Source organism: Salinicola halophilus (assembly GCF_003206155.1).
Classification (GTDB): Bacteria; Pseudomonadota; Gammaproteobacteria; order Pseudomonadales; family Halomonadaceae; genus Salinicola; species Salinicola halophilus.
This window is the reverse complement of record NZ_PZJV01000006.1, coordinates 507,353-532,951: the sequence shown is the minus strand read 5'-3', so window position 1 is coordinate 532,951 and position 25,599 is coordinate 507,353. Positions and strand designations below refer to the sequence as shown.

Annotated in this window: 14 protein-coding genes; 4 read left to right on the top strand and 10 right to left on the bottom strand. The window is 67.5% G+C overall.

Features of this window, described 5'->3' with window-relative positions:
• The first annotated feature begins 7 nt into the window (after positions 1-7).
• Positions 8-826: a glycosyltransferase family 2 protein gene (locus DOM33_RS14225; RefSeq protein WP_204352692.1), complete on the top strand. Its 819-nt coding sequence runs from the start codon at positions 8-10 to the stop codon at positions 824-826.
• Positions 827-870: 44 nt separating this feature from the next.
• On the opposite strand, the gene DOM33_RS14220 is transcribed toward DOM33_RS14225, so the two are convergent.
• The 4 genes from DOM33_RS14220 to DOM33_RS14205 all read right to left on the bottom strand — a co-directional run bounded on the left by DOM33_RS14220 (position 871) and on the right by DOM33_RS14205 (position 6,442).
• Complete coding sequence (locus tag DOM33_RS14220; RefSeq protein ID WP_110670063.1) at positions 871-2,724, bottom strand: glycoside hydrolase family 15 protein; 1,854 nt, start codon at positions 2,722-2,724, stop codon at positions 871-873.
• A gap of 108 nt (positions 2,725-2,832) precedes the next feature.
• A complete protein-coding gene (locus tag DOM33_RS14215) occupies positions 2,833-4,656 on the bottom strand; it encodes a glycoside hydrolase family 15 protein (protein ID WP_110670060.1) in 1,824 nt (607 codons plus the stop codon).
• A gap of 181 nt (positions 4,657-4,837) precedes the next feature.
• Entirely contained in the window at positions 4,838-5,458 is a 621-nt protein-coding gene (locus DOM33_RS14210) for a YqaA family protein (RefSeq protein ID WP_110670058.1), read from the bottom strand.
• Positions 5,459-5,518: 60 nt separating this feature from the next.
• Positions 5,519-6,442: a LysR family transcriptional regulator gene (locus tag DOM33_RS14205; RefSeq protein WP_110670056.1), complete on the bottom strand. Its 924-nt coding sequence runs from the start codon at positions 6,440-6,442 to the stop codon at positions 5,519-5,521.
• 105 nt (positions 6,443-6,547) lie between these two features.
• Between DOM33_RS14205 and DOM33_RS14200 the strand changes: the two genes are divergently transcribed.
• Complete coding sequence (locus DOM33_RS14200) at positions 6,548-7,297, top strand: NAD(P)H-dependent oxidoreductase (protein ID WP_110670053.1); 750 nt, start codon at positions 6,548-6,550, stop codon at positions 7,295-7,297.
• A 410-nt stretch (positions 7,298-7,707) separates the two neighbouring features.
• Positions 7,708-16,818: a GH36-type glycosyl hydrolase domain-containing protein gene (locus tag DOM33_RS16305; protein ID WP_204352691.1), complete on the top strand. Its 9,111-nt coding sequence runs from the start codon at positions 7,708-7,710 to the stop codon at positions 16,816-16,818.
• Positions 16,819-16,967: 149 nt separating this feature from the next.
• On the opposite strand, the gene DOM33_RS14190 is transcribed toward DOM33_RS16305, so the two are convergent.
• The 3 genes from DOM33_RS14190 to DOM33_RS14180 all read right to left on the bottom strand — a co-directional run bounded on the left by DOM33_RS14190 (position 16,968) and on the right by DOM33_RS14180 (position 19,674).
• On the bottom strand, positions 16,968-17,864 hold the full coding sequence (locus DOM33_RS14190; RefSeq protein ID WP_110670051.1) for a DMT family transporter: 897 nt from the start codon (positions 17,862-17,864) through the stop codon (positions 16,968-16,970).
• A 43-nt stretch (positions 17,865-17,907) separates the two neighbouring features.
• Entirely contained in the window at positions 17,908-18,408 is a 501-nt protein-coding gene (locus DOM33_RS14185) for a GNAT family N-acetyltransferase (RefSeq protein ID WP_110670049.1), read from the bottom strand.
• Positions 18,409-18,507: 99 nt separating this feature from the next.
• Entirely contained in the window at positions 18,508-19,674 is a 1,167-nt protein-coding gene (locus DOM33_RS14180; RefSeq protein WP_162617985.1) for a GGDEF domain-containing protein, read from the bottom strand.
• Between the two features lie 296 nt (positions 19,675-19,970).
• Here DOM33_RS14180 and bioB point away from each other — a divergent pair, with 296 nt between their 5' ends.
• Complete coding sequence (bioB, locus tag DOM33_RS14175) at positions 19,971-21,053, top strand: biotin synthase BioB (protein ID WP_110670044.1); 1,083 nt, start codon at positions 19,971-19,973, stop codon at positions 21,051-21,053.
• Positions 21,054-21,068: 15 nt separating this feature from the next.
• Here bioB and DOM33_RS14170 read toward each other — a convergent pair whose 3' ends face one another.
• From DOM33_RS14170 to DOM33_RS14160, 3 genes are read right to left on the bottom strand one after another with little or no spacing between them, the layout of a single operon-like run.
• Positions 21,069-22,844, bottom strand: coding sequence for an alkaline phosphatase family protein (locus DOM33_RS14170; protein WP_110670042.1), 1,776 nt, complete (start codon positions 22,842-22,844; stop codon positions 21,069-21,071).
• 23 nt (positions 22,845-22,867) lie between these two features.
• Positions 22,868-24,019: a mandelate racemase/muconate lactonizing enzyme family protein gene (locus DOM33_RS14165; protein ID WP_110670040.1), complete on the bottom strand. Its 1,152-nt coding sequence runs from the start codon at positions 24,017-24,019 to the stop codon at positions 22,868-22,870.
• Between the two features lie 55 nt (positions 24,020-24,074).
• Positions 24,075-25,583: a tripartite tricarboxylate transporter permease gene (locus tag DOM33_RS14160; protein ID WP_110670039.1), complete on the bottom strand. Its 1,509-nt coding sequence runs from the start codon at positions 25,581-25,583 to the stop codon at positions 24,075-24,077.
• Positions 25,584-25,599 lie beyond the last annotated feature (16 nt).

Sequence of the window (25,599 nt, the reverse complement as noted above, 5' to 3'; positions counted from 1 at the left end):
CGGCGTCGTGATACCGGCCCACGACGAGGAGCAGCTGCTCGGCGCATGCCTGGCATCGGTCATGGCCGCCGCCCGCCACCCCGGCCTCGCCGGCGAAGCGGTGACCGTGGTGGTGGTGCTGGATGCCTGCCGCGACGGCTCCGCGGCCATCGTCGCGCGGTTGGCGAACGAGCAGCTAACGAACGAGCAGCTAACGAATGAGCGGTTGGCGAACGAGCGGTTGGGGAACGGGCGGTTGGGGAACGGGCGGTCGGTGACTGAGCGTCTCACGGCCAAGAAGACGCCGACGACACTCGTGGGCTTGAGCGTGGGGTTCACCAACGTCGGCATGGCCCGTCACGCCGGCGCGCTGCAAGCGCTGGATGAAGGCGCCCGCTGGCTCGCCTTCACCGATGCCGATACCGTCGTCCGTCCGGACTGGCTGGTGCGCCAGTGCGCCAGTCGCGCCGATGTGGTCTGCGGCGGTGTGCGTCTCGCCGGCTGGCATGCGCTGCCGCAGCGGCTGCGCCGTCAGTATCTGGCGCTGAGACGGGAGTGCCCGGACGGCCGCCACGTTCACGGCGCCAACCTGGGAGTCGACGCCGACGCCTATCGCGCCGTCGGCGGCTTCCCGCCGCTCGCCTCCCACGAGGACATCCAGCTCGTCGCCAGTCTCCAGCACCACGGCTTTCGCGTCGCCTGGCTCGACGCACTGCGGGTGATCACCAGTGGACGCTGCAATGCCCGCGCCCCCGAAGGACTCGGGGCACGGCTGAATGTGTTGCAGGAGAGCGCCCTGCAGGAGAGTGCGCTACCCGAAGGCGCCGAACCGCGCCCCGCCGGCTAGGCACGACCGCCCCGGCGGCGTTGCGAGGCCACGGCGGGGACGAACTATTCGGAGCCGGCGGCGTGGCTTTCGGACTCGTCGCCGCGATCCCTCTGAAGGTGATCGGAGAGCGCACTGGCGGCGCCGATCTGCGCCAGATGACTTAGCCCCTGTGGCGCGTTGCCCAGAAAGGCGCCGGTCGCCGGGTCGAGCATCTCGGTCATCAGGCCCAGGTTGATGTCGGTCACTTCCAGCATCTGATCCATCAGCCGTTCGGCCTCCTCGCGTTCGCCGAGCGCGACCAGCCCCTCCACCAGCCAGTAGCTGCAGGCGATGAACGTGCCCTCCGTCTCGGCGGCGCCGGAGAAGCGATGGAGCTGCGGGCCGCGCCCGAGCTCTTCGCGGATGACGCGATAGGTCGAGCGCATGCGTTCGCGATCGACCTCGTTGCCGTAGCCGTGCATCAGCGCCATCGAGGCGTCCAGATCCTCGGCGTCGGTGTGCATCAGGTAGGCCCCGCGGGCTTCGGACCAGCCGTGAGTCTCGATCCACTCGCTGATGCGCGCGCGCTCTCGCTGCCAGCGCGCTTTCCAGGTCGCTTCGAGATAGCCGGCCTCGGCGAGCTGCACCGCATGGGTCAGCGCCTGCCAGCACGCCATCTTCGACTGCACGTAGTGGCGCTGGGCGGCGCGCTCCCAGATGCCGGCGTCCCGCAGCCGCCAGCGGTCCGCGCACTGATTGGCGAGATCGCAGAGTAGCCGGGCGGTTTCGAGATCGATCACGTGGCCGGCCTCGATGAACAGCGACGCGGTCGAGAGCATGTCGCCGTACATCCCGAGCTGGCGCTGATAGCGGACGTCGTTGCCGATACGCACCGGGCGCGAGTCCCGGTAGCCGGGGAGATCGGGGTGGGTCTCGGGGGCGATCATCTCGCCATCGAGCCGATAGCAGACGTGAGGATCGGGACCGTGGCGGCGGATGACGCCCGCCAGCCAGGAGAAGGCCGCCTGCGACTCCTCCAGCGCACCGATCTGCAGGAACGCCTTGATGGTCAGGCAGGCATCGCGCACCCAGGCGAAGCGGTAGTCGTAGTTGTCGGTGCCGCCGATGCCTTCGGGCAGCGACGTCGTGGCGGCGGCGGCGATCGCCCCGCTGGGCGAATACCACAGGAACTTGAGCCCCAGCGCCGAACGCACCACGGTGTCGTGATAGCGCCCTTGATAGGTCAGCTTGTCGACCCAGTCGCGCCAGGCGAAATCGCTCACCTCGATGCGCTCGTCGATCCTGTCGAGAGGCGGAATGGTCAGCGGCTGACTCTCCACTGCCAGCAGCGTGACCAGCGACCGGGAGCCGACGCCCGTGGTCAGGCGGGCCTCGACGCAGCGGTCGTCCCGGCACGCGACCGTCACGTCGTCGGAGACATGGAACATCGCCATCACGCCGTCGATATTGTGGACTTCGCCCTGTGCCGTGCGCTGCATCCACGGGCTGACGCGACCGTTCTGCGTTCCGGGCTTGAAGCGAACGTCGAAGTCGACCTCGCCTTCCAGTCCCTCGACGCGCCGGGCCAGCTCGCACCAGGGCTGGCGCCCCGCGGTCGAGCTGTTGATCGACTCGGTGACGCGGGCCCGCCCGCTGGCGGTGACGAATTCGGTCTCCAGCACGTTGCTGTCGTCGCGGTAGCGCCGCTCGACGCGAAACGCCTCCGTGGGGGTGAGGGCGAAATGGCCGCCCGCGTCGGGGTCGAGCAGCCGGTCGAACAGCGCCGGCGAATCCATCGACGGCACGCACCACCAGTCGATCGAGCCATCCAGCGCCACCATGGCCAGCGAGCGGCCTTCACCGATGGCCGCGTAATCCTCCAGCGGCGCATTGCCGTTCAAACGTGTCGGATGGGTTTTCTGTCTACAGCGGGTCATCGCTTGCCTTGGGTTGGTGAATTCTCGCTCACGCGAGGACCCGAGTCGGCGACCGTATTCGGTCGCCGGCGGGTCAGTCTCGCGTTCGGGTTTCCGAGTTCGGCAGGCTCAGTAGTCCTCGCTCTCCAGCGGCCGCCCGGAGAGCGCGTTGGCGGCACAGATCTGCGCCAGATGGCTCAGCCCCTGAGGGAAGTTGCCCAGATAATCGCCGCTGGCCGGATCGACCATCTCGGTCATCAGCCCGAGGTTGCCGTCGGTGGCCTCGAGCGCTTCGTCCATCAGCGCCTCGGCCTCTTCGCACTCGCCGAGGGCGGAAAGCGCCTCCACCATCCAGTAGGAGCAGGCGACGAAGGCGCCCTCCTCTTCGCTGGCGCCGGAGTAGCGATAGAACAGCGCACCACGGCCGAGCTCTTCGCGAATCGCGCGGTAGGTGGCGAGCATGCGCTCACGATTGACCTCGGCACCGTAGCGGTGGGTCAGGCACATGGCGGCGTCGAGCCCCTCGGTGCCCTCGTGGAAGACGTAGGCCCCGCGGGCCTCCGACCAGCCGTGCTCCTCGATCCAGTCGCGGATACGCTCGCGCTCCCGCGCCCAGCGCTGCTTCCAGGTCGGCTCGATGTGCCCCGCCTCGGCAAGCTTCACCGCGTGGGTCAGTGCCACCCAGCAGGCCATCTTGGAGTGAACGTAGTGGTTCTGCTCCGGCAGCTCCCAGATACCCGCGTCGCGGATGCGCCAGCGATCGGCGCACTGATTGGCGAGATCGCCCAGCAGCCGCGCGGTGTCGATGTCGATCACGTGACCCGCCTCGATGAACAGCGTCGCCGTCGCCAGCATGTCGCCGTACATGCTCAGCTGCACCTGATCGCGAGCGTTGTTGCCCACCCGCACCGGCTGCGAGTGGCGATAGCCGGTCACCGGCGGATAGCTCTCCGCCGGGATCAGATCGCCCTGCAGCTCGTAGCAGGCGCGCATGTCCGGACCGTGGCGGCGGATGGTTTGAGTGATCCAGGAGAACGCCGCCTGGGACTCCTCGACGGCGCCCGCCTGAATCAGCGACTTGATGATCAGACAGGCGTCGCGCACCCAGGCGTAGCGGTAGTCGTAGTTCTTCTCGCCGCCGATGCGCTCCGGCAGCGAGGTGGTCGCAGCGGCGGCGATCGCCCCGCTGGGGGAGTAGAGCAGAAACTTGAGTGACAGCGCCGAGCGCGTCACCCACTCGGCGTAGCGGCCGTCGAAGTCGAGCTTGTCGACCCAGTCCTGCCAGGCGAAGTTGCTGACGTCGATGCGCTCGTCGATCTTGTGGATCGGCGGCACCGCCAGCGGCACCCCTTCCACCGCCAGCAGCGCGATCAGCGAGCGCGAGCCGGCATGGGTCTCGAGATGCGCGAACACCCCGCGGTCGGCGTACTCGTCGATGACGACGTCCTCGGAGCCGCGGAACATCGCCATGACGTTGCCCACGTTGTGGACGTTGCCCTGCGGCGTTTCCTGCAGCCACGGGCTCACCTTCTCGTTCTGGGTGCCGGCGCGAAAGCCGATATCGAACGTCACCTCGCCCTCGATGCCCTCCACCCGGCGGGCCAGCTCGCACCAGGGCTGACGCCCGGCGGTGGTGCTGTTGATCGACTCGGTCACCCGCGCCCGGCCGGACTCGGTGACGAAATCGGTCTGCAGCACGTTGCTGTTTTCCAGATAGCGCCGCTCCACCCGGTAGTCGCCGCGCGGGGTGAGCGAGAAGTAACCGCCCACCTCCGGCTCCAGCAGGCGGTCGAACAGCGGCGGGGAGTCCATCGACGGCACGCACCACCAGTCGATGGAGCCGTCCAGCGCCACCATCGCCACCGAGCGTCCCTCGCCGATCGCCGCGTAGTCCTTGAGCGGTGCGAACCCGTCGATCCGCTCGGGGTTCTCCTTCGTTCTCAGGCTGGTCATTCGTCGTTCCTGTTCTGTTCCGTTCCGTCGGTTGGCGCGGCCATGACCACCTGGGTCGTCTACACCCAAAGTTCTATGCCCTCTCCTTCCAGCGTAGTCGCTTGGCAAATGACGCAAGTGCTGCCGTCAGACATCTGCCGATGAACCGAGGTCCGCTCTGGCAACTCGCATCATTGGCGGCTCAGGCCGAGCCGCCGCCCAGCCAGCCGCTGGCCAGGTAGAGCAGATAGGCGACCACCGCCACGATCAGCACGATCGTCATCGCGCGCTCGTGGCGGGCCCAGAGCTTGCGCGCCCGGTCACCGAAGACCTGCACCAGCAGCGCCAGTCCGAAGTAGCGCGCACCGCGCGCCAGCATTGCGGCCAGCATGAACAGCACGAAGGAGTAGCCGGTGCTGCCCGCCACCAGCATGGCGATCTGGAAGGGAATCGGAATGACGCCGATCATCAGCACCGCCCAGAAGCCGTTGTCGGCGAAGCGCTGATCGAAGGCGTCGAAGGCCTGCTGGCCGCCGAACAGCGCAATCAGCTGGTCGCCGAACTGGCCCATCGCCCAACTGCCCAAACCGTAGCCGATGGCCGCCGCCAGCAGATTGCCCGCAAGCGCCACCGTTACCAGCAGCCAGCGCTTCTCGGGGCGCAGCACCATCCAGGGAATCAGGAGGGTCTCGATCGGAATCGGCACGATCAGGGTTTCCAGTACGGAAGCGGCGAACAGCAGCCACACCGCTCGCCGATGATCCAGCAGCCCGGTGAGCTTCTCGCCCAACCGTTGCCTGCCGTGCTTGAGATTCCGTGGCATATCGAAACTTCCTGATGCGAGTGGCCGCCCGGCGGCTGAAACGCCAAGCGTAGCAGCCCTTCACCCGTCGGCAGGACGTTGCATCGACTCCGTCGCGGCGGCAGCTCCCGTCTTGAAGCCGAGAGCGAAACGGCGCGCACTCAGCGCCTCGAACAGGGCGCTGACGCTGGCCGAGCGGCGGATGTCGGGGTGCGTCAGCAGCCATAGCGGGGTTTCCAGCTCGTCGATGGCCCCGCCGAGGCGCACCAGCCCCCGTCGCCCCTCGGCGAGATAGTCCGGTAGCACGCCCTGCCCCAACCCGGCCTCCACGGCGGAGGCCATGCCCAGCGTCGAGTCGGCATGAAACCCCGTTCGTCGATCGACGCCGCTGGCACGCATCCACCGCTCGAGCGAGCGATAGCCCATCGAGGCGTCCGGCGCGACCCACGGTATCGACTCGCCCCCCCCGCCCTCGGGCGAAAGGCGCGTGCGCGACACATAGACGGACTGGCAAATGCGCCCCTGCTCTCTGCCGATGAGGGTTTCCGGCGGATGGAAGGTGGGGCGTAGGGCGACGTCGGCTTCGCGGCGAGTGAGATTGTGAAGCGCGGCGGACGTCGTCGTTTCGATGACGACGCCGGGGTGAGCGCGGCGAAACTCGGTTAGCGCCGGGACGAGCACACAGGCCAGCAGCGCGTCCGTCGTGGTGATGCGCAGCGTGCCGGTCAACGCGGTGTCACCGCGCATCAGCGCGCGCTCGGCGTCCGCCGTGGCGAGGCGCATCCGGCGCGCCGTCGTCGCCAGCGTCTCGCCGGTCGGCGTCGGCGTGTAGCCCCCTGCGTGGCGCTCGAAACAGCGGCTACCCAGACGCGATTCGAGCGCTTCCAGCCGCCGAAAGACGGTGGCGTGATTGACGCCGAGACGACGCGCAGCCCCGGATAGGGAGCCGGCCTCGTCGATGGCGAGCGCGAGACGGTAATCGTCCCATTTGGGGGTCGAATTCATGAGTGACCTGTGCGTTTTGGCAAAGCCGATTTGCGATTTCCGGGAATGTTCGTCGCTTCGTGCACAGGCTAGCGTAGCGTTTCCCCTTCGCGACGGATGCCATCGATGAAAGTCCTGATCGTTCACTGCCACCCCGAGCCGCAGTCGTTCAACGCGGCGCTGACGCAAACCGCGGTCGAGACGCTCGAGCGCGACGGACACGAGGTCGCCGTCAGCGACCTCTACGCCGACGGTTTCGAGCCGGTCGAAGGCCCCGCGCGCTACAGTTCTCGCTGCGATGCCCGCTACTTCCAGGCGCTCGACGAGCAGCGCTGGCACGTCGAGCACGACGACCTTGCCGCCGACGTTCGCCGAGAGATCGTCCGGCTCGAGTGGGCCGATACGATCATTCTGCAGTGTCCGCTCTGGTGGCACGGCGTGCCGGCGATGCTGAAGGGCTGGTTCGATCGGGTCTTCGTCTACGGCGGGCTCTACACCGGCAGCCGTCGCTTCGACCGCGGGATGCTGGATGGCAGGCGAGCGCTACTTTCTCTCACCACCGGTGCGCCGGAGACGACCTTCTCGACCTTCGGACGCAGCGGCGACATGCGCACGCTGCTGTGGCCGCTGCACTGCTCGCTCTACTATGTCGGCCTCGACGTACTCGCGCCCCATCTCAGCTACGGCGTTCAGGGCGGCGGCCTGAGCTATCAGGCGGAAACCGCCTTTTGCGCCCACCTGGAAGCAGAAAAGGCGCGCTGGGCGACGCGCCTGGGGACGCTGGCGGCGTCCTTGCCCATTCCTATGAGCGGCTGGGCGAACTGGAACGACGACGGCACGCTGGCGGCGAGTCATCCGCTGCGATGGCGGGTCTAGCACGACCGCACTCGCCAAGCGTCGCGGGGCGATCCATACTGCAGGAGACGACCTGTCCGGTACCGTGTCAGTCGCGTGTCTCGCCCCGCCGCCTATTCTCTGCGGCCCACGCTCTCTGGCCGATGCGGTGCCCCTCATTTCGTTCGTCATGCCGCGGGGTTGCGCCGCTGCCGCTATCGGCAGCATGCCCGCAATGCCATGACGTCGCCCTGGCCGACCCGACGCCCGAAAATCCCTTCCCGCGTGGGTTTCGACCGTATTCTCGTCCGACGACGACCGCCACTGACCTGGCCACGTCCGTCGTCGACGTGAAGGAGAACGACGATGGACCGGTGTTTTCCTGACCTTGCATTGCGTAGCCCATTTCTCGGTGCCGACAGGCCTCTCGCCCCGTTTCTGGTGGTGAACCCATGAGCCTCTGGGGGCGTTTTGGCCGGCCCCCTGCCGCCGGCCGGCCATTCTGGGATACCACCCTGCCGGTGCGCGAAGAGCTCTTCGGCCCCGAGCGACTCGAGCAGCACGCCGAGAGCCTGGCCAAGGCGCAGCCGATCACCCCCCGCCCGCCCCGCGTCGAGCCGCTCAATCAGCGCCTGGCCGACAACATCAAGGCGCTCGGGACGATCTATCACCGCCTGAGCGTCGATGCGGCCCACCGGCGCGATACCGTTCCCGCCGCCGAGTGGCTGCTCGACCACTACCATCACGTCGAGAAACACGCCGGCGACATTCGCCGCGACCTGCCGCCGGGCTACTACCGTCAGCTGCCCAAGCTCGCCGACGGCCCGTTCACCGGCTATCCGCGCGTCTTCGGGCTGACCTGGGCGTTCGTCGCCCACACCGACAGCCGCTTCGATGCGGCGACGCTGATCCGCTTTCTCGACGCGTACCAGCGCGTCCAGCCGCTGACCATCGGCGAACTGTGGGCGGTGGCCATCTCGCTGCGCCTGGTGCTGGTGGAGAACGTTCGCCGCCTGGGCGAGCAGATCGTGGAAGCGCGGGATGCCCGCAATGCCGCCGATGCCCTCTGCGAGCGGCTGCTCGAACCGGACGCCGACAGCGGCCGGATACTCGCCGAGACCGACCCGGAGCCACTGGGCAGCGCGGCCGATCACTTCTTTGCCCAGCTCGCCAAACGACTGCGCGATCAGGACCCGGGGCGCTCCCCGGCGCTTGCCTGGCTGGAGCGGCAGATGGCGCGTCGGGAGACGTCGTCCACGGTGGTCGTGCAGCGCGCGCTCCAGCGTCAGGGGGCATCGAATGTCAGCGTGCGCAACGCCATCACCAGCCTGCGCCACATCGCCGACTTCGACTGGGCGACCCTGGTGGAGCGGGTCAGCCTGGTCGACCGCTGCCTGCGGGAGCGCAGCCGCTTCGGCGAGATGGATTTCGCCACCCGGGATCGCTACCGCAACGCCATCGAGCAGCTCGCCCGCGGCACCGAGCACGACGAGCTGACGATCGCCCAGCGCGCGCTGGACGCTGCTACCGTGCCGCCGCCGCCGCCAACGCCGCCGGCACAGGCCACGCGTCTGGCCGACCCCGGCTACTACCTGATCGCCGACGGCCGCGCCGACTTCGAACGTGAGCTGGGCTTTCGCGCGCCGCCCACCCTGCGCCTGCGCCGGCTGGTGCTGGAGATGGGCCTCGCCGGCTATGCCGGCGCCTGCTGGCTTCTGACCTTCGCGCTGCTGGGGCTGGCGTACTGGGGCCTGGAGGCGACCGGGCTGGAGTCGACCTGGGCCTGGGTGTGGCTCGCGCTGATGGTACTGCCGGCCAACGATATCGCGATGTCGCTGGTCAACCGCATGCTGGGCATGGGCGTGGGCGGTGAGGCGCTGCCGGGGCTCGCGCTCGGCCGCGGCGTACCGGCCTCGCTGAGAACGCTGGTGGCGGTCCCGGCGATGCTCGGCGACGCCGAGGAGCTGCACGAACTCGCCGAGCGTCTGGAGGTGCACTACCTCTCCGGCAAGAAGGGTGATGTGACCTTCGCCCTGCTGCTCGACGATGTCGACGCCGCCAGCGAAACCCGCCCCGACGACGCCGAGCGTCTGCGCATCGCCCGCGACGCCGTGGCCGCGCTCAATCGGCGTCATGGCCCCGGCCCGACCGGCCAGCGCTTTGTGCTGCTGTACCGCCGACGCCAGTTCAACGCCAGCGAGGGCCACTTCATGGCCTGGGAGCGCAAGCGCGGCAAGCTCGCCGAGCTCAACCGGCTGCTGCGCGGGGCAACCGATACCTCCTTCGTCGCCATCGACGGGGAAACGCCGTGGGTGCCCGCCGACGTTCGCTACGTGGTCACGCTCGACAGCGACACCCGCCTGCCGCGAGACACCGTCGCCCGGCTGGTGGGCAAGATGGCCCATCCGCTGAGTCAGCCGGTACTCGATACCGACGGGCGCGTCACCCACGGCTACGCCATCCTGCAGCCGCGGGTCACCCCGTCGCTGCCGATCGGCCGCCAGGGTTCTCGCTATCAGCGGCTCTTCTCGGCACCGGGCGGACTCGACGTCTACAGCGCCGCGGTGTCGGATCTCTACCAGGATCTCTTCGGCGAGGGCTCGTTTGCGGGCAAGGGCATCTACGCGGTGGACGCCTTCGAGATGGCGCTGGCCGGGCGGGTGCCGGAGAACAGTCTGCTCAGTCACGACCTGCTCGAGGGGATCTTCGCCCGCGCCGGACTCGCCTCCGACGTCGAGGTGGTCGAGGCGGAGCCGGAGCGTTACGACGTCGCCGCGCGCCGCCAGCACCGCTGGGCCCGCGGCGACTGGCAGCTGCTGCCGTGGCTGGTCGGCCGCAACGCCGACCGTCGCGCGCTGGGCGCGGTCGGCTGCTGGAAAGTCGCCGACAACCTGCGGCGTACGCTGCTCGCGCCTAGTCTTTTCGCGGCCTTCGCCGTCTGCGCGGCCTTCCAGGCGCCGGTCGCGGGGGTGGCGATCCTGCTGACGCTCGCCGCGCTGATCATCCCGGCGCTGCTGCCGATCAGCTTTGCGCTCAAGCCGCGCCACCGCGACGGCGACTGGCGCCACCACCGGCGCACGGTCTTTCGCGACCTGAAGCTGGAAACCGGACGCTGCCTGCTGAGCGTCGCGCTGCTGGCCAACCAGACCTGGCAGATGCTGGATGCGATCGGCCGCACGCTCTATCGCGTCTACGTCTCGCGTCGGCATCTCCTCGAGTGGACCACCGCCGCGGCGCTGGCCAAGGACCGCGAGCTCAGCGCGGCGAGCTTTGCCCGATCGATGGCCGGCGGGGCACTGCTCGCGCTCATCGTGGTGCTGATCCTGGCACTGTTCGAGACGCCGGGCTGGCCGCTGCTGCTGCCGCTGCTCGCGGCCTGGCTCGCCGCCCCGCTGATCGCCCTCTGGACCAGCCGCGCGCCTGCCGACACCACCGACAACCTCAAGCTCGATACGGCCCAGGCGCGGGCGCTTCGCGACATCGCCCGACGTACCTGGCAGTTCTTCGAGACGTTCGTCACGCCGGCCTCCCGCGCGCTGCCGCCGGACAACTTCCAGCTCGACCCCAAGCCGGTGATCGCCGAGCGCACCTCGCCCACCAATATCGGGCTCTATCTGCTCGCCTGCGTGGCGGCGCGAGACTTCGCCTGGATCGGCACCCGCGGCGCCGTCGAGCGCCTGGAAGCGACGTTCGCCACGCTGGACTCGCTGGAGCGCTGCCGCGGACATCTCTACAACTGGTACGACACCGCCACCGGCGCGCCGCTGGAGCCGCGCTACGTCTCGGCGGTGGACAGCGGCAACCTCGCCGGCCATCTGATTGCACTGGCCAACGCCTGCGAAGCCTGGATCAAGGCGCCCCGAGTGCCGGACTACCGCGAGGGGCTGATCGACACCCTGCATTTGCTGCATGAAGACGCGGGGCGGGACGACTCCCTCACTCCGACGACGCGTACCGCGCTGCTCGCCGAGATCAAGGCGTTGATCGAGCGGCTCGAACCGGGAATCGAAGATCAAGCGCAGCGAAACGACGCAGCCGCCGACGTCCGCCGCTGCCTGACGGCATGGCGCGAGCGGCTGGCAGACGATGCCAGCCGGGAAGCGCAGCAGGCCGCCGACGCCCGTCACGCCGCCAACGATGACGCCGGCGGGGTCAAACTGGCCGCGGAAGCGTCGGCCGATGACGCCGACGATGCGACGCGACGCGCCCCGGTCTCCTACTGGCTGGAACGGCTGGAGCAGTGCCTCGACGAGCATTTGGCGGATGAGCATTTGGCGGATGAGCACTCGGCGGACGAGCATTTGGCTGATGAGCATTCGGCGGACGAGCACTCGGCGGATGTGAACGTCGCTGCCGACCCCGCGGAGCGGGCGTCGCTGGCGACGCGACTGCGCGCCCTCGCCGAGCGCGCCCGCACGCTCACCCGGGAGATGGATTTCGCCTTCATGCTGGTGCCCGAGCGCAAGCTCATGGCGATCGGCTACACCCCGCGGGAAGACCGGCTGGATGACGGCTGTTACGACCTGCTCGCCTCCGAGGCGCGGCTGGCGAGTCTGGTGGGCATCGCCAAGGGCGATCTGCCCACCCGGCACTGGTTTCGCCTCGGCCGCGCCGTGAGCCCGCAGCGCGACGGCGTGGCGCTGATGTCCTGGTCCGGCTCGATGTTCGAGTACCTGATGCCGTCACTGGTGATGCGTGCCCCCCGCGACAGCCTGCTCGAGCAGACCAACCGGCTGGTGGTGGCCTGCCAGCAGCGCTATGCCGGCGACAAGGGCGAGCCCTGGGGCATTTCCGAGTCCGCCTACAACGCCCGCGATCTCGACTTCAACTACCAGTACTCCAACTTCGGCGTGCCCTCTCTCGGGCTCAAACGGGGGCTCGCCGACAATTTCGTGCTCGCCCCCTACGCCACGGCACTGGCGGCGATGGTCGCCCCCAAGGCGGCGCTCGAGAACTTCGCGCGGCTGCGCGAGCTCGGCGCCGAAGGGCGCTACGGCTTTTTCGACGCCATCGACTTCACCCCGACCCGGCTGCCGCTGGATCGAGACTTCGTGGTGGTGCGCAACGTCATGGCCCACCACCAGGGCATGACGATCGTGGCGATCGCCAACGCCCTGCTCGACGGCCGGCTACGCACGCACTTTCACGCCGAGCCGATGATTCAGGCCAGCGAGCTGCTGCTCCACGAGCGCCTGCCGCGCGAGGTCGCGACGCTACCCTCCCCCAACGACGCCGAGCCGGTCGTGGTGCCCGAGCCCGCCGACCCCGAGGCCGCGGTACGCAGCCTCAACGGCTCGCCGCCGGCACAGCCGCTGACCCACCTGCTCTCCAACGGCCGCTACTCGGTGATGCTGACCGCCGACGGCACCGGTTTCAGCCGCTGGGGCACGCTTGCCATCACCCGCTGGCGCGAGGACCCGACGAACACCGACTGGGGCAGCACCATCAGTCTGTACCACCGCGAGAGCGGCCAGCGCTGGGCCGCCGGCGGACGACGTCTGACGACGCCGGACGAGGTCGACGATGCCGCCTACAGCGTCGAATTCGCCGAGGATCACGCGCGTTTCGTACGTGACGATGCGGCGTTCACCACGGCGCTCGACGTACTGGTCTCCGGCGAAGAGGATGGCGAGGTGCGCCGAGTGACGGTGACCAACAACACCGACCGCCCGGCCACCATCGAGCTGACCTCCTACGCCGAGCTGGTACTGACCACGCCGCCCGCCGACGACGCTCACCCCGCCTTCGCCAAGATGTTCGTCGAGACCGACACCATCGATGAGTATCAGGCGCTGACGGCGACGCGGCGCCATCGCGACCCCAGCGAGACGCCGATCTGGGTGGCGCATTTCGCGCTGATCGACGGCGCCACGGAACTCGTCGACGACCGTGACACACACAATGGCGTGACGTCGTCAGTCCCCGCCTCGAGCGAGGCGGTATCGACGAGCCGCGATTTTCAGTTCGAGACCGACCGCGCGCGTTTTCTGGGCCGCGGACGCACCCTCGAGAACGCCGTCGCGCTCATGCCGAACTCGTCGAGCCCGTCGATGCCGGCCCTCTCGCGTCGTGTCGGCGCCGTGCTCGACCCGGTCTTCGCGCTGCGCTACGTGGTAAGGATCGCCCCCAATCACGCGGCCCACGTCGACTTCTGGACCGTCGCCGCCGACAGCCGCGACAACCTGCTGGCGCTGATCGACCGCCACCACGATGCCGGCGCCTTCGAGCGGGCCAGGACGCTGGCCTGGACGCAGGCCCAGGTGCAGCTCCGTCATCTCGATATTACCCTGGACGAGGCCGCCGACTTCCAGCGCCTTGCGGCGCCGATCCTCTATCACGATGCGCGTTTCCGCGTCGGCGAGGAGACGCTCGCCCGCGGGCTGTCGGTGCAGTCCGACCTCTGGCCGATGGGGATATCCGGCGACCTGCCGCTGGTGGTGCTGCGCATTGCCGACACCGAGGAGATCGGCTGGGTCAATACGCTGCTGCGCGCCCAGGAGTACTGGCGGGCCAAGGGGCTGGGCGTCGATCTGGTGATTCTCAACGAGCGCTCGCACTCCTATCTGCAGGAGCTGCAGGATGCGATCGACACCGCCGTGCGCACCAACCTTTCACCGCCGCAGCCGAGCAGCCAGCCGCCCCAGGGGTCGGTCATCGCCCTGCGCGCGCATCAGCTGAGCCCCGCCGCTCTCGCACTGGTGCTCTCCGTGGCCCGGGTGGTGCTCAAGGCGCACAAGGGCCCGCTGCACCGCCAGCTCACCGCGCTGCTCGACGTCGACGGCGAATCCCTCATGGAGACGCGGCGTGACGCTCGCCCGCTGGCCCCGCTGGATCGCAAGGGGCGCCGAACGCCCGAGAGCAAGACGGGCGGCAAGAACGACGGCAAGGCGGGAAGCAAGAAGAGCCTCAAGGCCGGCATTCGGATCGGCGCCAGGACCGATAGCCCGACACGGCCGGCCGCGAGCAGCCCGGAAAGCGTCAAGGGCGGCAGCCGGGAGAGCCGAGAAAGCCTGAAAGCGCGTACCCAGGCCGCCGTTCGGCTCGATACGACATCCGCCGACGCCCGGGCCGAGCCCGGCATCGCCGGCGATCCGGCTCGGCCCGAACCGAGCACCGCCGTCGACCGCCCGCCGGTTGAAGACCTCGAATTCTTCAACGGCCTCGGCGGCTTCGCCCGGGACGGCCGCGAGTACGTCTGCGTGCTCGACGACGGCGCCACCACGCCGCAGCCGTGGATCAACGTGATTGCCAACGCGGGCTTCGGCTTCCAGGTCTCCGCCGAAGGCAGCGGCTACGTATGGGCGGACAACAGCCGCGACAATCAGCTCACCCCCTGGTCCAACGACCCGGTGAGCGACCCCGCGGGCGAGGTGATCTACGTGCAGGATGCCGACACCGGCGTCATCACTACCGCCACCGCCGCGCCGTGCCGGTCGCCGGGCGAGCGCGGCCGCTACGTCGCCCGCCATGGCTTCGGCTACAGCCGCTTCGATCACGACACCGCGACGCTTTCGCTCTCGCTTTTGCAGTTCGTGCCCAAGGACGATCCGATCAAGATCTCCCGGCTCACGCTCACCAACCGCAGCGACGCACCGCAGACCCTGATCGTGACGCACTACGCCAACTGGGTCATGGGCAACTCGCGGGCCAAGAACGCCCTCTATCTGACGCCGACCCACGATGCCGATACCGGCGCGCTGCTGATGCGCAATCCGTGGAACATGGCGTTCCCGAATCGGGTCGGCTTCGTCGACCTCGGCGGGCGGGCGGCGCAGTGGACGGCGGATCGCCGCGAGTTCCTCGGGGCGGGCTCGCTTGCCGCTCCGGAGGCGCTGACCCAGCGTCGCGCGCTCAGCGGCTGGACCGGTCTCGGTCGCGACCCGGCCACGGTGCTGCAGTGCACGCTGACGCTAGCCCCCAACGAGTCGGTGACGCTCGACGCCTTCCTGGGGCAGACGAGCGACGCCGAGACGGCACGGACGCTCATCCTGCGCTACCGCGAGGCGGATCTCGCCGACGAACTCGATAGCATCGAGCGCTACTGGCGCGAGCTGCACGCCTCGCTGCAGGTGCGCACCCCGGACCGGGCGATGGACGTGATGCTCAACGGCTGGCTCACCTATCAGACGCTGGCCTGCCGGGTCACGGCCCGCTCGGCGTTCTATCAGGCGAGCGGCGCCTACGGCTTCCGCGATCAGCTCCAGGACGGCATGGCGCTGACCTTCGCCCTGCCGGATCTAACCCGCCACCACCTGCTGCGCGCCGCCGGCCGCCAGTTCGTCGAGGGCGACGTGCAGCACTGGTGGCTGCCGCACTCCGGCCAGGGCGTGCGTACCCGTATCGCCGACGACCGGGTATGGCTCGCCTTCGCCGCCGCCACCTACGTCCAGGCCGCCGACGACGAAGCGGTGCTCGACGAGCCGGTGGGCTTTCTGGAAGCGCCGACCCTCGCCGCCGGCGCTCACGACGAGTTCTCCCAGCCTTCGCCGGCGGACGAGACCGCGCCGCTGTTCGAGCACTGCGTGCGCGCCCTCGAACAGGCGCTCGAACAGTTCGGCGAGCACGGGCTGCCGCTGATCGGCACCGGCGACTGGAACGACGGCTTCAACCGGGTGGGCGAAGCCGGCCAGGGCGAGAGCGTCTGGCTGGGCTGGATGCTGCTGCGCACGCTGACGCTGTTCGACCCGCTGATCACCCGGCGCGACCCGGCACGTGCCGACCGCTGGCGCGAGCGGGCCGAGGCACTGCGGGAAGCGCTCGAGACCCACGCCTGGGACGGCGACTGGTACCGTCGCGCCACCTTCGACAACGGCGACTGGATGGGCACGAAGGCAAGCGTTGAGTGCCGCATCGATGCCATCGCCCAGTCCTGGGCCGTGCTCTCCGAGCGCGCCGACCCCGAGCGCGCCGCCCGCGCGATGGACTCCGTCGCCGAGCATCTGATCCGCGAAGACGACGGCCTGGCGCTGCTGTTCACGCCGCCCTTCGACAAGAGCGAGCAGGAGCCCGGCTACATCAAGGGCTACCCGCCGGGACTGCGCGAGAACGGCGGGCAGTACACCCACGCCGCCACCTGGACGATTCTTGCGCTGGCCAAGCTGGGCCAGGCCGAGCGGGCGCACGCGCTCTTCGCGATGGTCAACCCGGTCAATCATGCCCTTACGCCCGAGGCGGTCGAGCGCTACCGCGTCGAACCCTACGTGATCGCCGCCGACGTCTACTCCGAGCCGCCCCACGTCGGCCACGGCGGCTGGACCTGGTACACCGGCTCCGGCGGCTGGTTCTACCAGGCCGGCGCCCGCGGCATCCTGGGCATCCGCCGCGAAGGCCGCGAACTCATCGTCGCCCCTGCCATCCCCGACGACTGGCCGGGTTATGCCGCCACCGTCGAGCTGGAGGGCGGCCGCGTGGAGATCCGCATCGAACGGGCCGAGGCCGGCGAGACGCCTAGCGCCACACTCGATGGGGAGGCGATCGGAAGCGACGATGGTGCCCGCGTACCGCTGGACGGGCAGGCGCACGCGCTGGTGATGCGGCTGGAGAGCAAGGAAGGCATGGCGTGACGTGACTGCCCCGGCTGGACGTTCAGCCGGGGCGTTCAATGATGGGACACGTCAGCGTCAGACGTCGCCGACGTACCCGCATCGAGTGGCAGGCGCGTTGGCAGACAGAGAAGCGCTTCTGTTTTCATCTGCAGTGCGTAGCCACTCCCCTACCGCGTCACCACCAGCAAACCGATCAGCAAGAGCGCTCCGCCCACGAGAAAGCCGGTCGTCAGCGGTTCGCCCAGTACTATCGCCCCGAACAACACGCCGAATACCGGCGACAGAAACGAGAAGATGCCCAGTTGAGAAGCAAAGTAGCGTCGCAACAGCGCAAACCAGAGCAGTAGCGCGGTGAAAGAGATGACTAGCGTCTGAAAGGCAAGACTGGCAACCGCGACGCCGGTGAACTGGACGCGTCCGAGATCGCCCAGCAGGGCGCTGGCGGGCAGCAACAAAAGGCCTGCAACGGTGAGCTGATAGCAGAGCGTCTGCACCGGCGGCGCGTCGGACAGTGACGGACGGCGAATGACCAGCGTGGTCGCGGCCCAGGAGAGACCGGCCAGAAGTCCCAGACAATCGCCAAGCAGGATGTCGCCGGCATTGTCGATGTCGGTATCCGGTGCCATAGCGATCAGCATCCCACCGAAAGCCAATGCGACACCGACGAACTGACGTCGGGTCAGCTGCTCTCCCGGCACCAGCAGGTGTAGCGCTAGAGCGGCGAATACCGGCGCCGTATAGAGAAACACCGACATGTGCGAGGCCAAGGTGTAGTCAAGCCCCCAGGCCACGAAGAGAAACTCCGCCACGAACCCCAGCCCCACCAGAACGCCGGGGCCGACATGTGCCCGCATGTCGCGCCACCGAATACCCTGCCGGTGGGCAAGCATCATTACCAGTAGCGCGGCCAAGGATGAGCGAATCGCAACCTGCGCCAGCGGGGACATATCCGCGGCAACGGCCTTCATCGCCACCTGCTGACAACCGAATCCCAGGCAGAACAGCACCATCAGCGCACTGGCCGGCAGGTCCAGGCGCCGGCGCACCGCCCCGCTCTGCGTCATTGGCGTCGTTTCTCTCGGCGGCCCCGTCTTTTGCATACCGCCGCTACCACTCTTCTGCGGTGATGGCGTAGCGGTCGTGGTCGCGCCAGTCGCCGGCGATCTTCAGGTAGCGGGGCGAATGGCCTTCGAACCGGAAACCCAGCGACTCGACCAGCGCCACCGAGGCGCGGTTGGCGGGCTGGATGTTGGCCTCGAGCCGGTGAAGCTGGTGCGGGCCGAATGCCTCGTCGATCACCTGGCTCATCGCCTGCTTCATCAGTCCCTGGCCGCTATGCGGTGAGAAGGCGTAGTACCCGAGAAAGGCGGACTGAAAACCCCCGCGTACGATCTCGTTGATGTTGATACAGCCGATGAGCTGATCGCGCTCATTGCGGGCGAGGTAGCTGAAGCGATTGTCCGCGGTATATCTCGCCAGGTGCGCGGCGAAGCGTTCCGGACTGTCCGGCGGGTCGACCCAGTCAGCGAAAAGTACGCGACTCCTCGCCACGGCATCGAGAAACGCCCCTTCGTCGCAGGGGCGAGCCTGGGCAACGTGAATGTTCATACGGTCATCGTTCTTGTACTGAAAAAAGTGGGTTGCTGGACTGAAAGCCCCAGAGGAGCGGCGCATCGAGAGCCCCGCAAGGCGAGGGGCGCTACCGGCTCACTGTTCGCTACCGTCAACGTCGAACCGATCGGAATAGGCGAGATAGACGACTCGGTTACGTCCACTCGCCTTCGCCTGGTAGAGCGCCTCGTCGGCGCGCTTGATCAGATGGTCGACGCCGTGGAAGCCCACCTCCGGAAACACATGGTTGATGCTCGAAACGCCGACGCTGACCGTGACACAGGCGCCCTCGCCGGCGGCTTCGTTGGGAATCTGCAAACGCTCGACCGCCTCGCGCAGTCTCTCTGCCAGAAGCCGGGCGCCTGCCTCTTCCGTGCCGGGTAGTACCAGCGCGAACTCCTCCCCGCCGTAGCGCACCGCCAGGTCGGCGGGCCGCGAGAGAACGCCCTCCAGTGCGGTCGTGATTCGCTGCAGACAGCGGTCACCGCCGTCATGACCGTAGCGGTCGTTGAAGCCTTTGAAGTGATCCACGTCGCACATGATCACGGCCAGCCCGCTGGAGAGCCTCGAAAGCCGCGACCACTCGCGCTCCAGGGCCGCGTCCAGCGCACGGCGGTTGGCCAGTCCGGTCAGCGGATCGGTGTTGCTCAGCGTCTCCAGATACTGATTGCTCAGCGTCAGCTCGTCCTCGGCATGATCGATCTGCTGGCGAAAGAGGTAGAGCAAAGCGCCCGAAAGCATCAGTACGCCCACCACGCTGCCTGCGTACATGATGTCGACCCACGGCGAGGGCACCGGCGAGATCACGGCCTCCCGCGTGAACAGAAAATGCGAAAGCGCATACTGCGCGCCGAACAGTGCCATGACGAAGGCATACGTTTGCACGCGCAGGTGCTGGTAGAGAAAGACCAGGATGGAAGCCAGCGTGAAATAGAACAGATTCACGCCGGCCTCGGTGCCAATGAAAGCGGTCACCACGAAGAGCTGAGCGCCACCGTTGATGAGCAGCACGTTGCTCGCCACGCTGTGCAACCGTCGGTGATTGAGCGGCAACACCAGCAGATAGCCTGCCATGAACAGCAGATTGACCAGAAAGACGCCCCAATAGGTAGCGAAATCATAGAAATAGTAGAACAGCTGATAGGGCAGCGTCGCGACGGTGCCGAACAGCCCTACCTGATTACAGAGTGCTATCTGGCGGCGCAGCCTGAGTGGATTCTCATCCACACCCGGCGACCATAATTTCTTGATCGTATCGATCATAGAACCGCCTGTGTGAGGGGAGAAAAGTGAGATCACACCCCCGGGGTGCAAGATCGGTAGCCAACGATCTATCGGCAAGAACTTAACTATCATGAGACTCCGAACACTCAGGATAGCCGTTCCGCATAGCTGGCGCTGGGTCGGTCGGCTCATCATCCCGCAAACTGCATGTTAGCCCCCCTCCTGCCGGTGTCGCTTTCGGCACTGGCATTGTTAACTTTCAATAAGCTTGAGGTTAACGAATGGCACTGGCAGAGTTTTGGTCATCTTTTCGAAGCCAAAAGGTTAACAACGCCATGGACACGTCCGATCACGGCTCTCCCCGACCCGAGCGTTTTCGTCACGACTGGCAGCGACACGAAATCGAGGCGCTGCTCACCCTGCCGCTCAACGATCTGCTGTTTCAGGCGCAGGGGGTGCATCGTCAGTACTTCGACCCCAATGCCGTGCAGATCTCCACACTGCTGTCGATCAAGACCGGTGCCTGCCCGGAAGACTGCAAGTACTGCCCGCAGTCCGGGCACTACAACACCGGGCTCGAGCGCGAAAAACTGATGCAGGTCGAGGCCGTGCTGGAAGAAGCGCGCCGGGCGAAGGAAGTGGGGGCAAGTCGTTTCTGCATGGGGGCGGCCTGGAAGAATCCGCGGGCGAAGGACATGCCGTACGTTCTGGAGATGGTACGCGGCGTGCGCGCCATGGGCCTCGAGACCTGCATGACGCTGGGCATGCTCACCCGCGATCAGGCTGAAGCGCTGGAAGAGGCCGGACTGGATTACTACAACCACAATCTGGACACCTCCCCGGAGTACTACGGCGAGATCATCACCACCCGCACCTACGCCGACCGGCTCGAGACGCTGGATCACGTCCGCCAGTCCGGCATGAAGATCTGCTCCGGCGGCATTCTGGGCATGGGCGAGAGCATCAACGACCGCGCCGGCCTCTTGCAGCAGCTGGCCAACCTGCCCACCCATCCCGAGAGTGTGCCGATCAACATGCTGATCCGCATTCAGGGCACGCCGCTCGAGCACGTCGAGGATCTCGATCCGATCGATTTCATTCGAACGATCGCCACTGCCCGCATTCTGATGCCCGCCTCTCACGTGCGCATGGCGGCCGGCCGCGAGCTGATGAGCGACGAGACCCAAGCGCTGGCCTTTTTCGCCGGCGCCAACTCGATCTTCTACGGCGAGCGGCTGTTGACCGCGCAGAATCCCCAGGCTGCTCACGACAAGCGCTTATTCGAGCGTCTGGGGCTCTATCCGGAGCAGCGACACGATGTCGATGACGCCACCCACGAGGCCGTGCTCAACGACCGGATCCGCCAAGCGCGGGTCACGGCCATGACCACCGATGCCGCAGGCCATGTAGCGGGGTAACCGAGACTGACATCGTCATTCGACCCATCCCTCGAGTACCTTGCCGTCCAGCGAATCCGCGGGCAGTTCGAGCAGCCGGGCGAACGTTGCGCCGACGCTATCCATACGCGGTAGCGCATCGGTACCGAGCCCTGGGTAGTGACGAATGCCGGCGCCGTGGAAGAAGGCGACGCCGAGGTTGGAGGCAAACGCCGTGCGCGCGGTGGGCACCTGCGGGCCGTGATTCGCGCCGGGAGAGGTCACCGGCGCGACGGTGTCACCGCGGGCGTTGCTGCCCCAGACGAAGCCCTGCGCGTAGGCGAAGAGGATGTCGCCCATCGCCTCGCCCCAGTAGCCGAGCGGCGCGGCGTCTTCACGCTTCACCGCCAGCGCGACGACATTGCGCTCGCCCGACTCGGTATCGACGTACCAGGTGTTGAGCGCCTTGAGAATGCGCGTCTTCACGCCCTCGATCTCGCTCTGCGGGACGAGGTCGCGGTTGACGAAGATCTCCAGCCCACCACGTTCGTCCTTGAGAAACGTCCGGCTCCGGCTCGGGTCCGGGCGCCCGGCGTCATCGAGTGTGCACAGGTCGAACTCGGCCAACCGCCTGTGGATATCGCAAAGGTGGCTGTTGGGTACGTCGCCGTGATCGGAGGCGAGCACGAAGGTGGTGTGCTCGTCGCAGCCGGCGAGCGCCCGGCCGACCGCCTCGTCGAGCAGGCGGTACGACTGACGGATGACATCGAGATAGCGCGCGTGGTCCTCGCGGTCGTAAAAGATCGATGCCGGATCGCACTGGGCAAGACTGGTGTGGTGGGTCTCGTCGTTGAGCCGGAAAACAGTGGCAAAGAGCGAAAAGCCCTCGTCGTTGAGTAGCGCAAGGGCACTGCCGACCAGCCACTCGAGCTGGTAGCGCCCCTCCTCGAAGCTGGTCTCGAAGTAGCGACTATCCGGGTCGGCGGAGACGGCCCACTTGGAAATGAAGGGGCCATGGCGGTCGATCAGTCGCCGCGTCAGCCCCGGTCGATCGCTACTCCCCGCCGGCGCGGTGACCTGCGACTGCAGCAGATCGATGTCGCCCGTGGCGGGGTCGAATGAGAGAAGCTTGAAGCGCACGGCGGCCGGTTTGCCCTCCAGGGCGTGCTCGCCTTCCAGCGCCAGCCAGGCACTCCACTCGTCGACATTGAGACTCGCTTCGCTGCCAGCGACCGTCAGCCGAAGCCCTTGGCCCTCGGCCTGCAGCGTGACGGGCACTGGCTCGACGCGATGCGCGGGAATGTGGGCGACGAAACGCTCGCCTGCGCGCTCGATCGCGTAGCGGTTGTGCTTCTGGTGATGGGCGAGCGTACCGGTCGGCGGCCAGCCCAGCGCCTCGCTGGGCGCGTCCACTTGCCAGCTCGCCAGCCGGGTGGTGTGCAGACACGCCGGGGCCAGCTCCATCGGTGCCGGCCCCTTGCCGCTCCAGAAAGGCGCGAGGCAGAGATCGCGCTCACCGACGGGCGTCAGGCTCTCGGGAAAGTGAACCAGCGCTGCGCGCTGGTGGGCATCCCGCATCAGCTCGAGCAGATGCTGCGTATCGCGCGGCGGCTGGCGCTGGCCGACCCAGCTGGTGCCGGGGGCCTGCCCCGTCAGCAGGGTGACGAAGTTGGTATCGCCCCAGGTGGAGATATAGGGCAGCAGCCGGGTCGAGCCGCCCTCGTCGATCAACCGCTGAAAATTGGGCAGCACGCCTTCGGCACAGAAGCGCTCGACGAGTTCGGGAATCAGGCCGTCGACGCCCAGCAGCAGGATTTTCTTGGATTCGCTCATGAAACACTCCGGGGTCGTTGGGCTCAGTCGAGGCGATAGCGGTCGATGACCGAACGATCGATCTCGATACCCAGTCCCGGCCCCTCCGGCACCGCGACGAGGCCGTCGGCGTCGAGGCCGAACTCGCCATGAATCAGTTCCTGTCGGAAGGGGTGCGCGGACTGATCGTATTCGAGCATGGGCTCATCCGGGGTCAGCGACAGCGGCTGAGGCGCCAGATTGGCGATCAGCTGTACCGCCGCGGCCAGGCCGATGCCCGTGCCCCAGACGTGCGGCATCACCGGCACGTGCCATGACTGGGCGAGCGACGCGATCTTGCGGCATTCGGTGAGTCCGCCGGCGGCGCCGATGTCCGGCTGGATGACGTCAAGCGCCCCGTCGCTGATCCAGTCGCGGTAGCCAAGCCGGGTATATTCGTTCTCGCCGGCGGCGATCCAGGTTTTCGAGATCCCCTTGAGCTCGCGATAGCCGTGACGGTTTTCGGGGCTCAGCGGCTCCTCGAACAGATGCACGCGCGTCTCCTCGAGCTCCATCAGGATGCGCCGTGCCGCCGGCACGCTGTAGGCACAGTTGGCGTCCATCATCAGCGCGATGTCGTCGCCGACCGCTTCACGCACCGCACGCATGTCGCGGATGTCCGCCTCGATGCCGAAGCCGGTCTTGATCTTCATCGCCCGGTAGCCGTTGGCCTGGTGACGCAGCGCCTCCTCGACCACCTCCTCGGGGTAACGACCGCCTTCGCGACGATAGAAGCCGGTGGCGTAGGGCCGGATGCGCTGACGAAATGCCCCACCCATCAAGCGATGCACGGGTTGATTCAGCGCCTTACCGACGAGATCCCACAGCGCGACGTCGATCGCGGCGATGCCGAACAGCGCCACGCCCTGCTGCCCGTAGGGGCGGGTGTGGTTGTACATCGCCTCCCACAGCACCTCGCGGTCGAAGATCGAGCGGCCGATCACCAGCGGCTTGAGCGCGTGCTCGACCATGGCCTGAGCGACCTGCGGCGGCTGCAGGCCGTGATTGACGCACTCGCCCCAGCCGGTCAGGCCGTCGTCGGTGGTGATCTCCACCAGCATGGCGGTGCGCTGATGAACCCAGCCCTGGGAGAACGCGAACGGCTCGGCCAGCGGCGCGGCGAGGACATGGGTCTTGAGATCGGTCACGCGGGTCATGAGAGTCTCTCTACGGTGGATAGCTTGACGGGCATCAAACGTGTCGGCGTGCGAGTCACGCGGCCGGACTCTCGCTGGCGGCGCGGTCCTTGCGCCACTGGGTGAATCCGGACCAGAGCGTGCCGGCGATGAACAGCGCGATCAGGATAAAAAGCACGCTGGCGATGGTGCTGTGGGTGAAGAAGGCGCTGAAGTCGCCGCGGGAGATCAAAAGCCCGCGGCGCAGCGAGCTTTCGAGCTCGGGACCGAGGACCATGCCGATCACCAGCGGCGCCAGCGGATAGCCGCCGCGGCGCAGCACGTAGGCGAGCAGACCGGTGACGGCTGCGACGACCAGATCCAGCGGGTTGCCGCGCACCGAGACCGCGCCGATGAAGCTGAACATCACGATGCCGCCCATCACGAAGCCCTGCGGCAGCTTGAACAGATAGCGAAAGAGGCCGACCGAGGGTTTGCTGAGAATCAGCATCGCCACGTTGACGATGATCAGCACCACGAAGAGCGAATAGACCGTCTGCGCCTGATCCGCCATCAGCCGAACCCCCGGCGTGATGCCGTGAATCACCATCGCGCCCATCATCATCGCCGTGACCACGTCGCCGGGAATGCCGAGCGCAAGCGTAGGGATGAACGAGCTGCCGGTGACGGCGTTGTTGGAAGACTCCGAAGCGATGATCCCGTCCGGCTCGCCCTTGCCCAGATTCTTGCGTCTAGGGGATAACTTCTGCGCCGAGGCGTAGCTGATGAAGGCCGCCGCCGCCGCGCCGGTGCCCGGCAGCGCCCCGATGAGCCCGCCGATGAACGAACCGCGGATCAGTTCGATCAGGCGTCGGCCGATGTCGCGCAGGCCGGGGAATGTGAGCCGCGCCTCGGGGATGCGCGCCGCTTCGTCGTCGCGGCTCGCAAAGCGCACGAACACTTCCGACAGCGCAAAGGCGCCGACCACCACCGGGATCAGTGTCAGTCCGGAGCTCAGCGCATACTGGCCGAAGGTGAAGCGATCCGCCCCGGTGATGGGATCGCTGCCCACCATCGAGAACAGAAAACCCATCATGCCGCAGAGGATGCCCTTGAGCGTGCTGCCCTGGGAGACACCCACGATGCAGAGCATGGCGAGACAGACCAGCGCGAACACCTCGATGGAGCCGAAGTTGACCGCGAATTTCGCCAACTGCGGCGCACCGATGATCAGCATGACGCACGACAGCACCCCGCCGAAGAACGAGGCGAAGGTCGCCCAGCCCAGCGCTTCACCCACCCGCCCCTGCTGGGTCATCGGATAGCCGTCGAAGGTGGTAGCCGCCGCCTGCGGCGTGCCCGGCGTGTTGATCAGAATCGCGGTGATCGAGCCGCCGTAGACGGAGCCGCAGTAGACCCCGATCAGCAGCGCCATGCTGGTGATGACATCCATGCCGAAGGTGAACGGCAGAAAGATCGTCAGCCCGACGACCGAGCCGAGCCCGGGCAGGCCACCGATGATGATGCCGGCCCAGGTACCGATGACGATGGCGAGCAGCGCCTGCCAGGTAAAGGCGTCCGCTGCCGCCGCAAGAACGATGTCCATCTCGATGGTCTCCGAA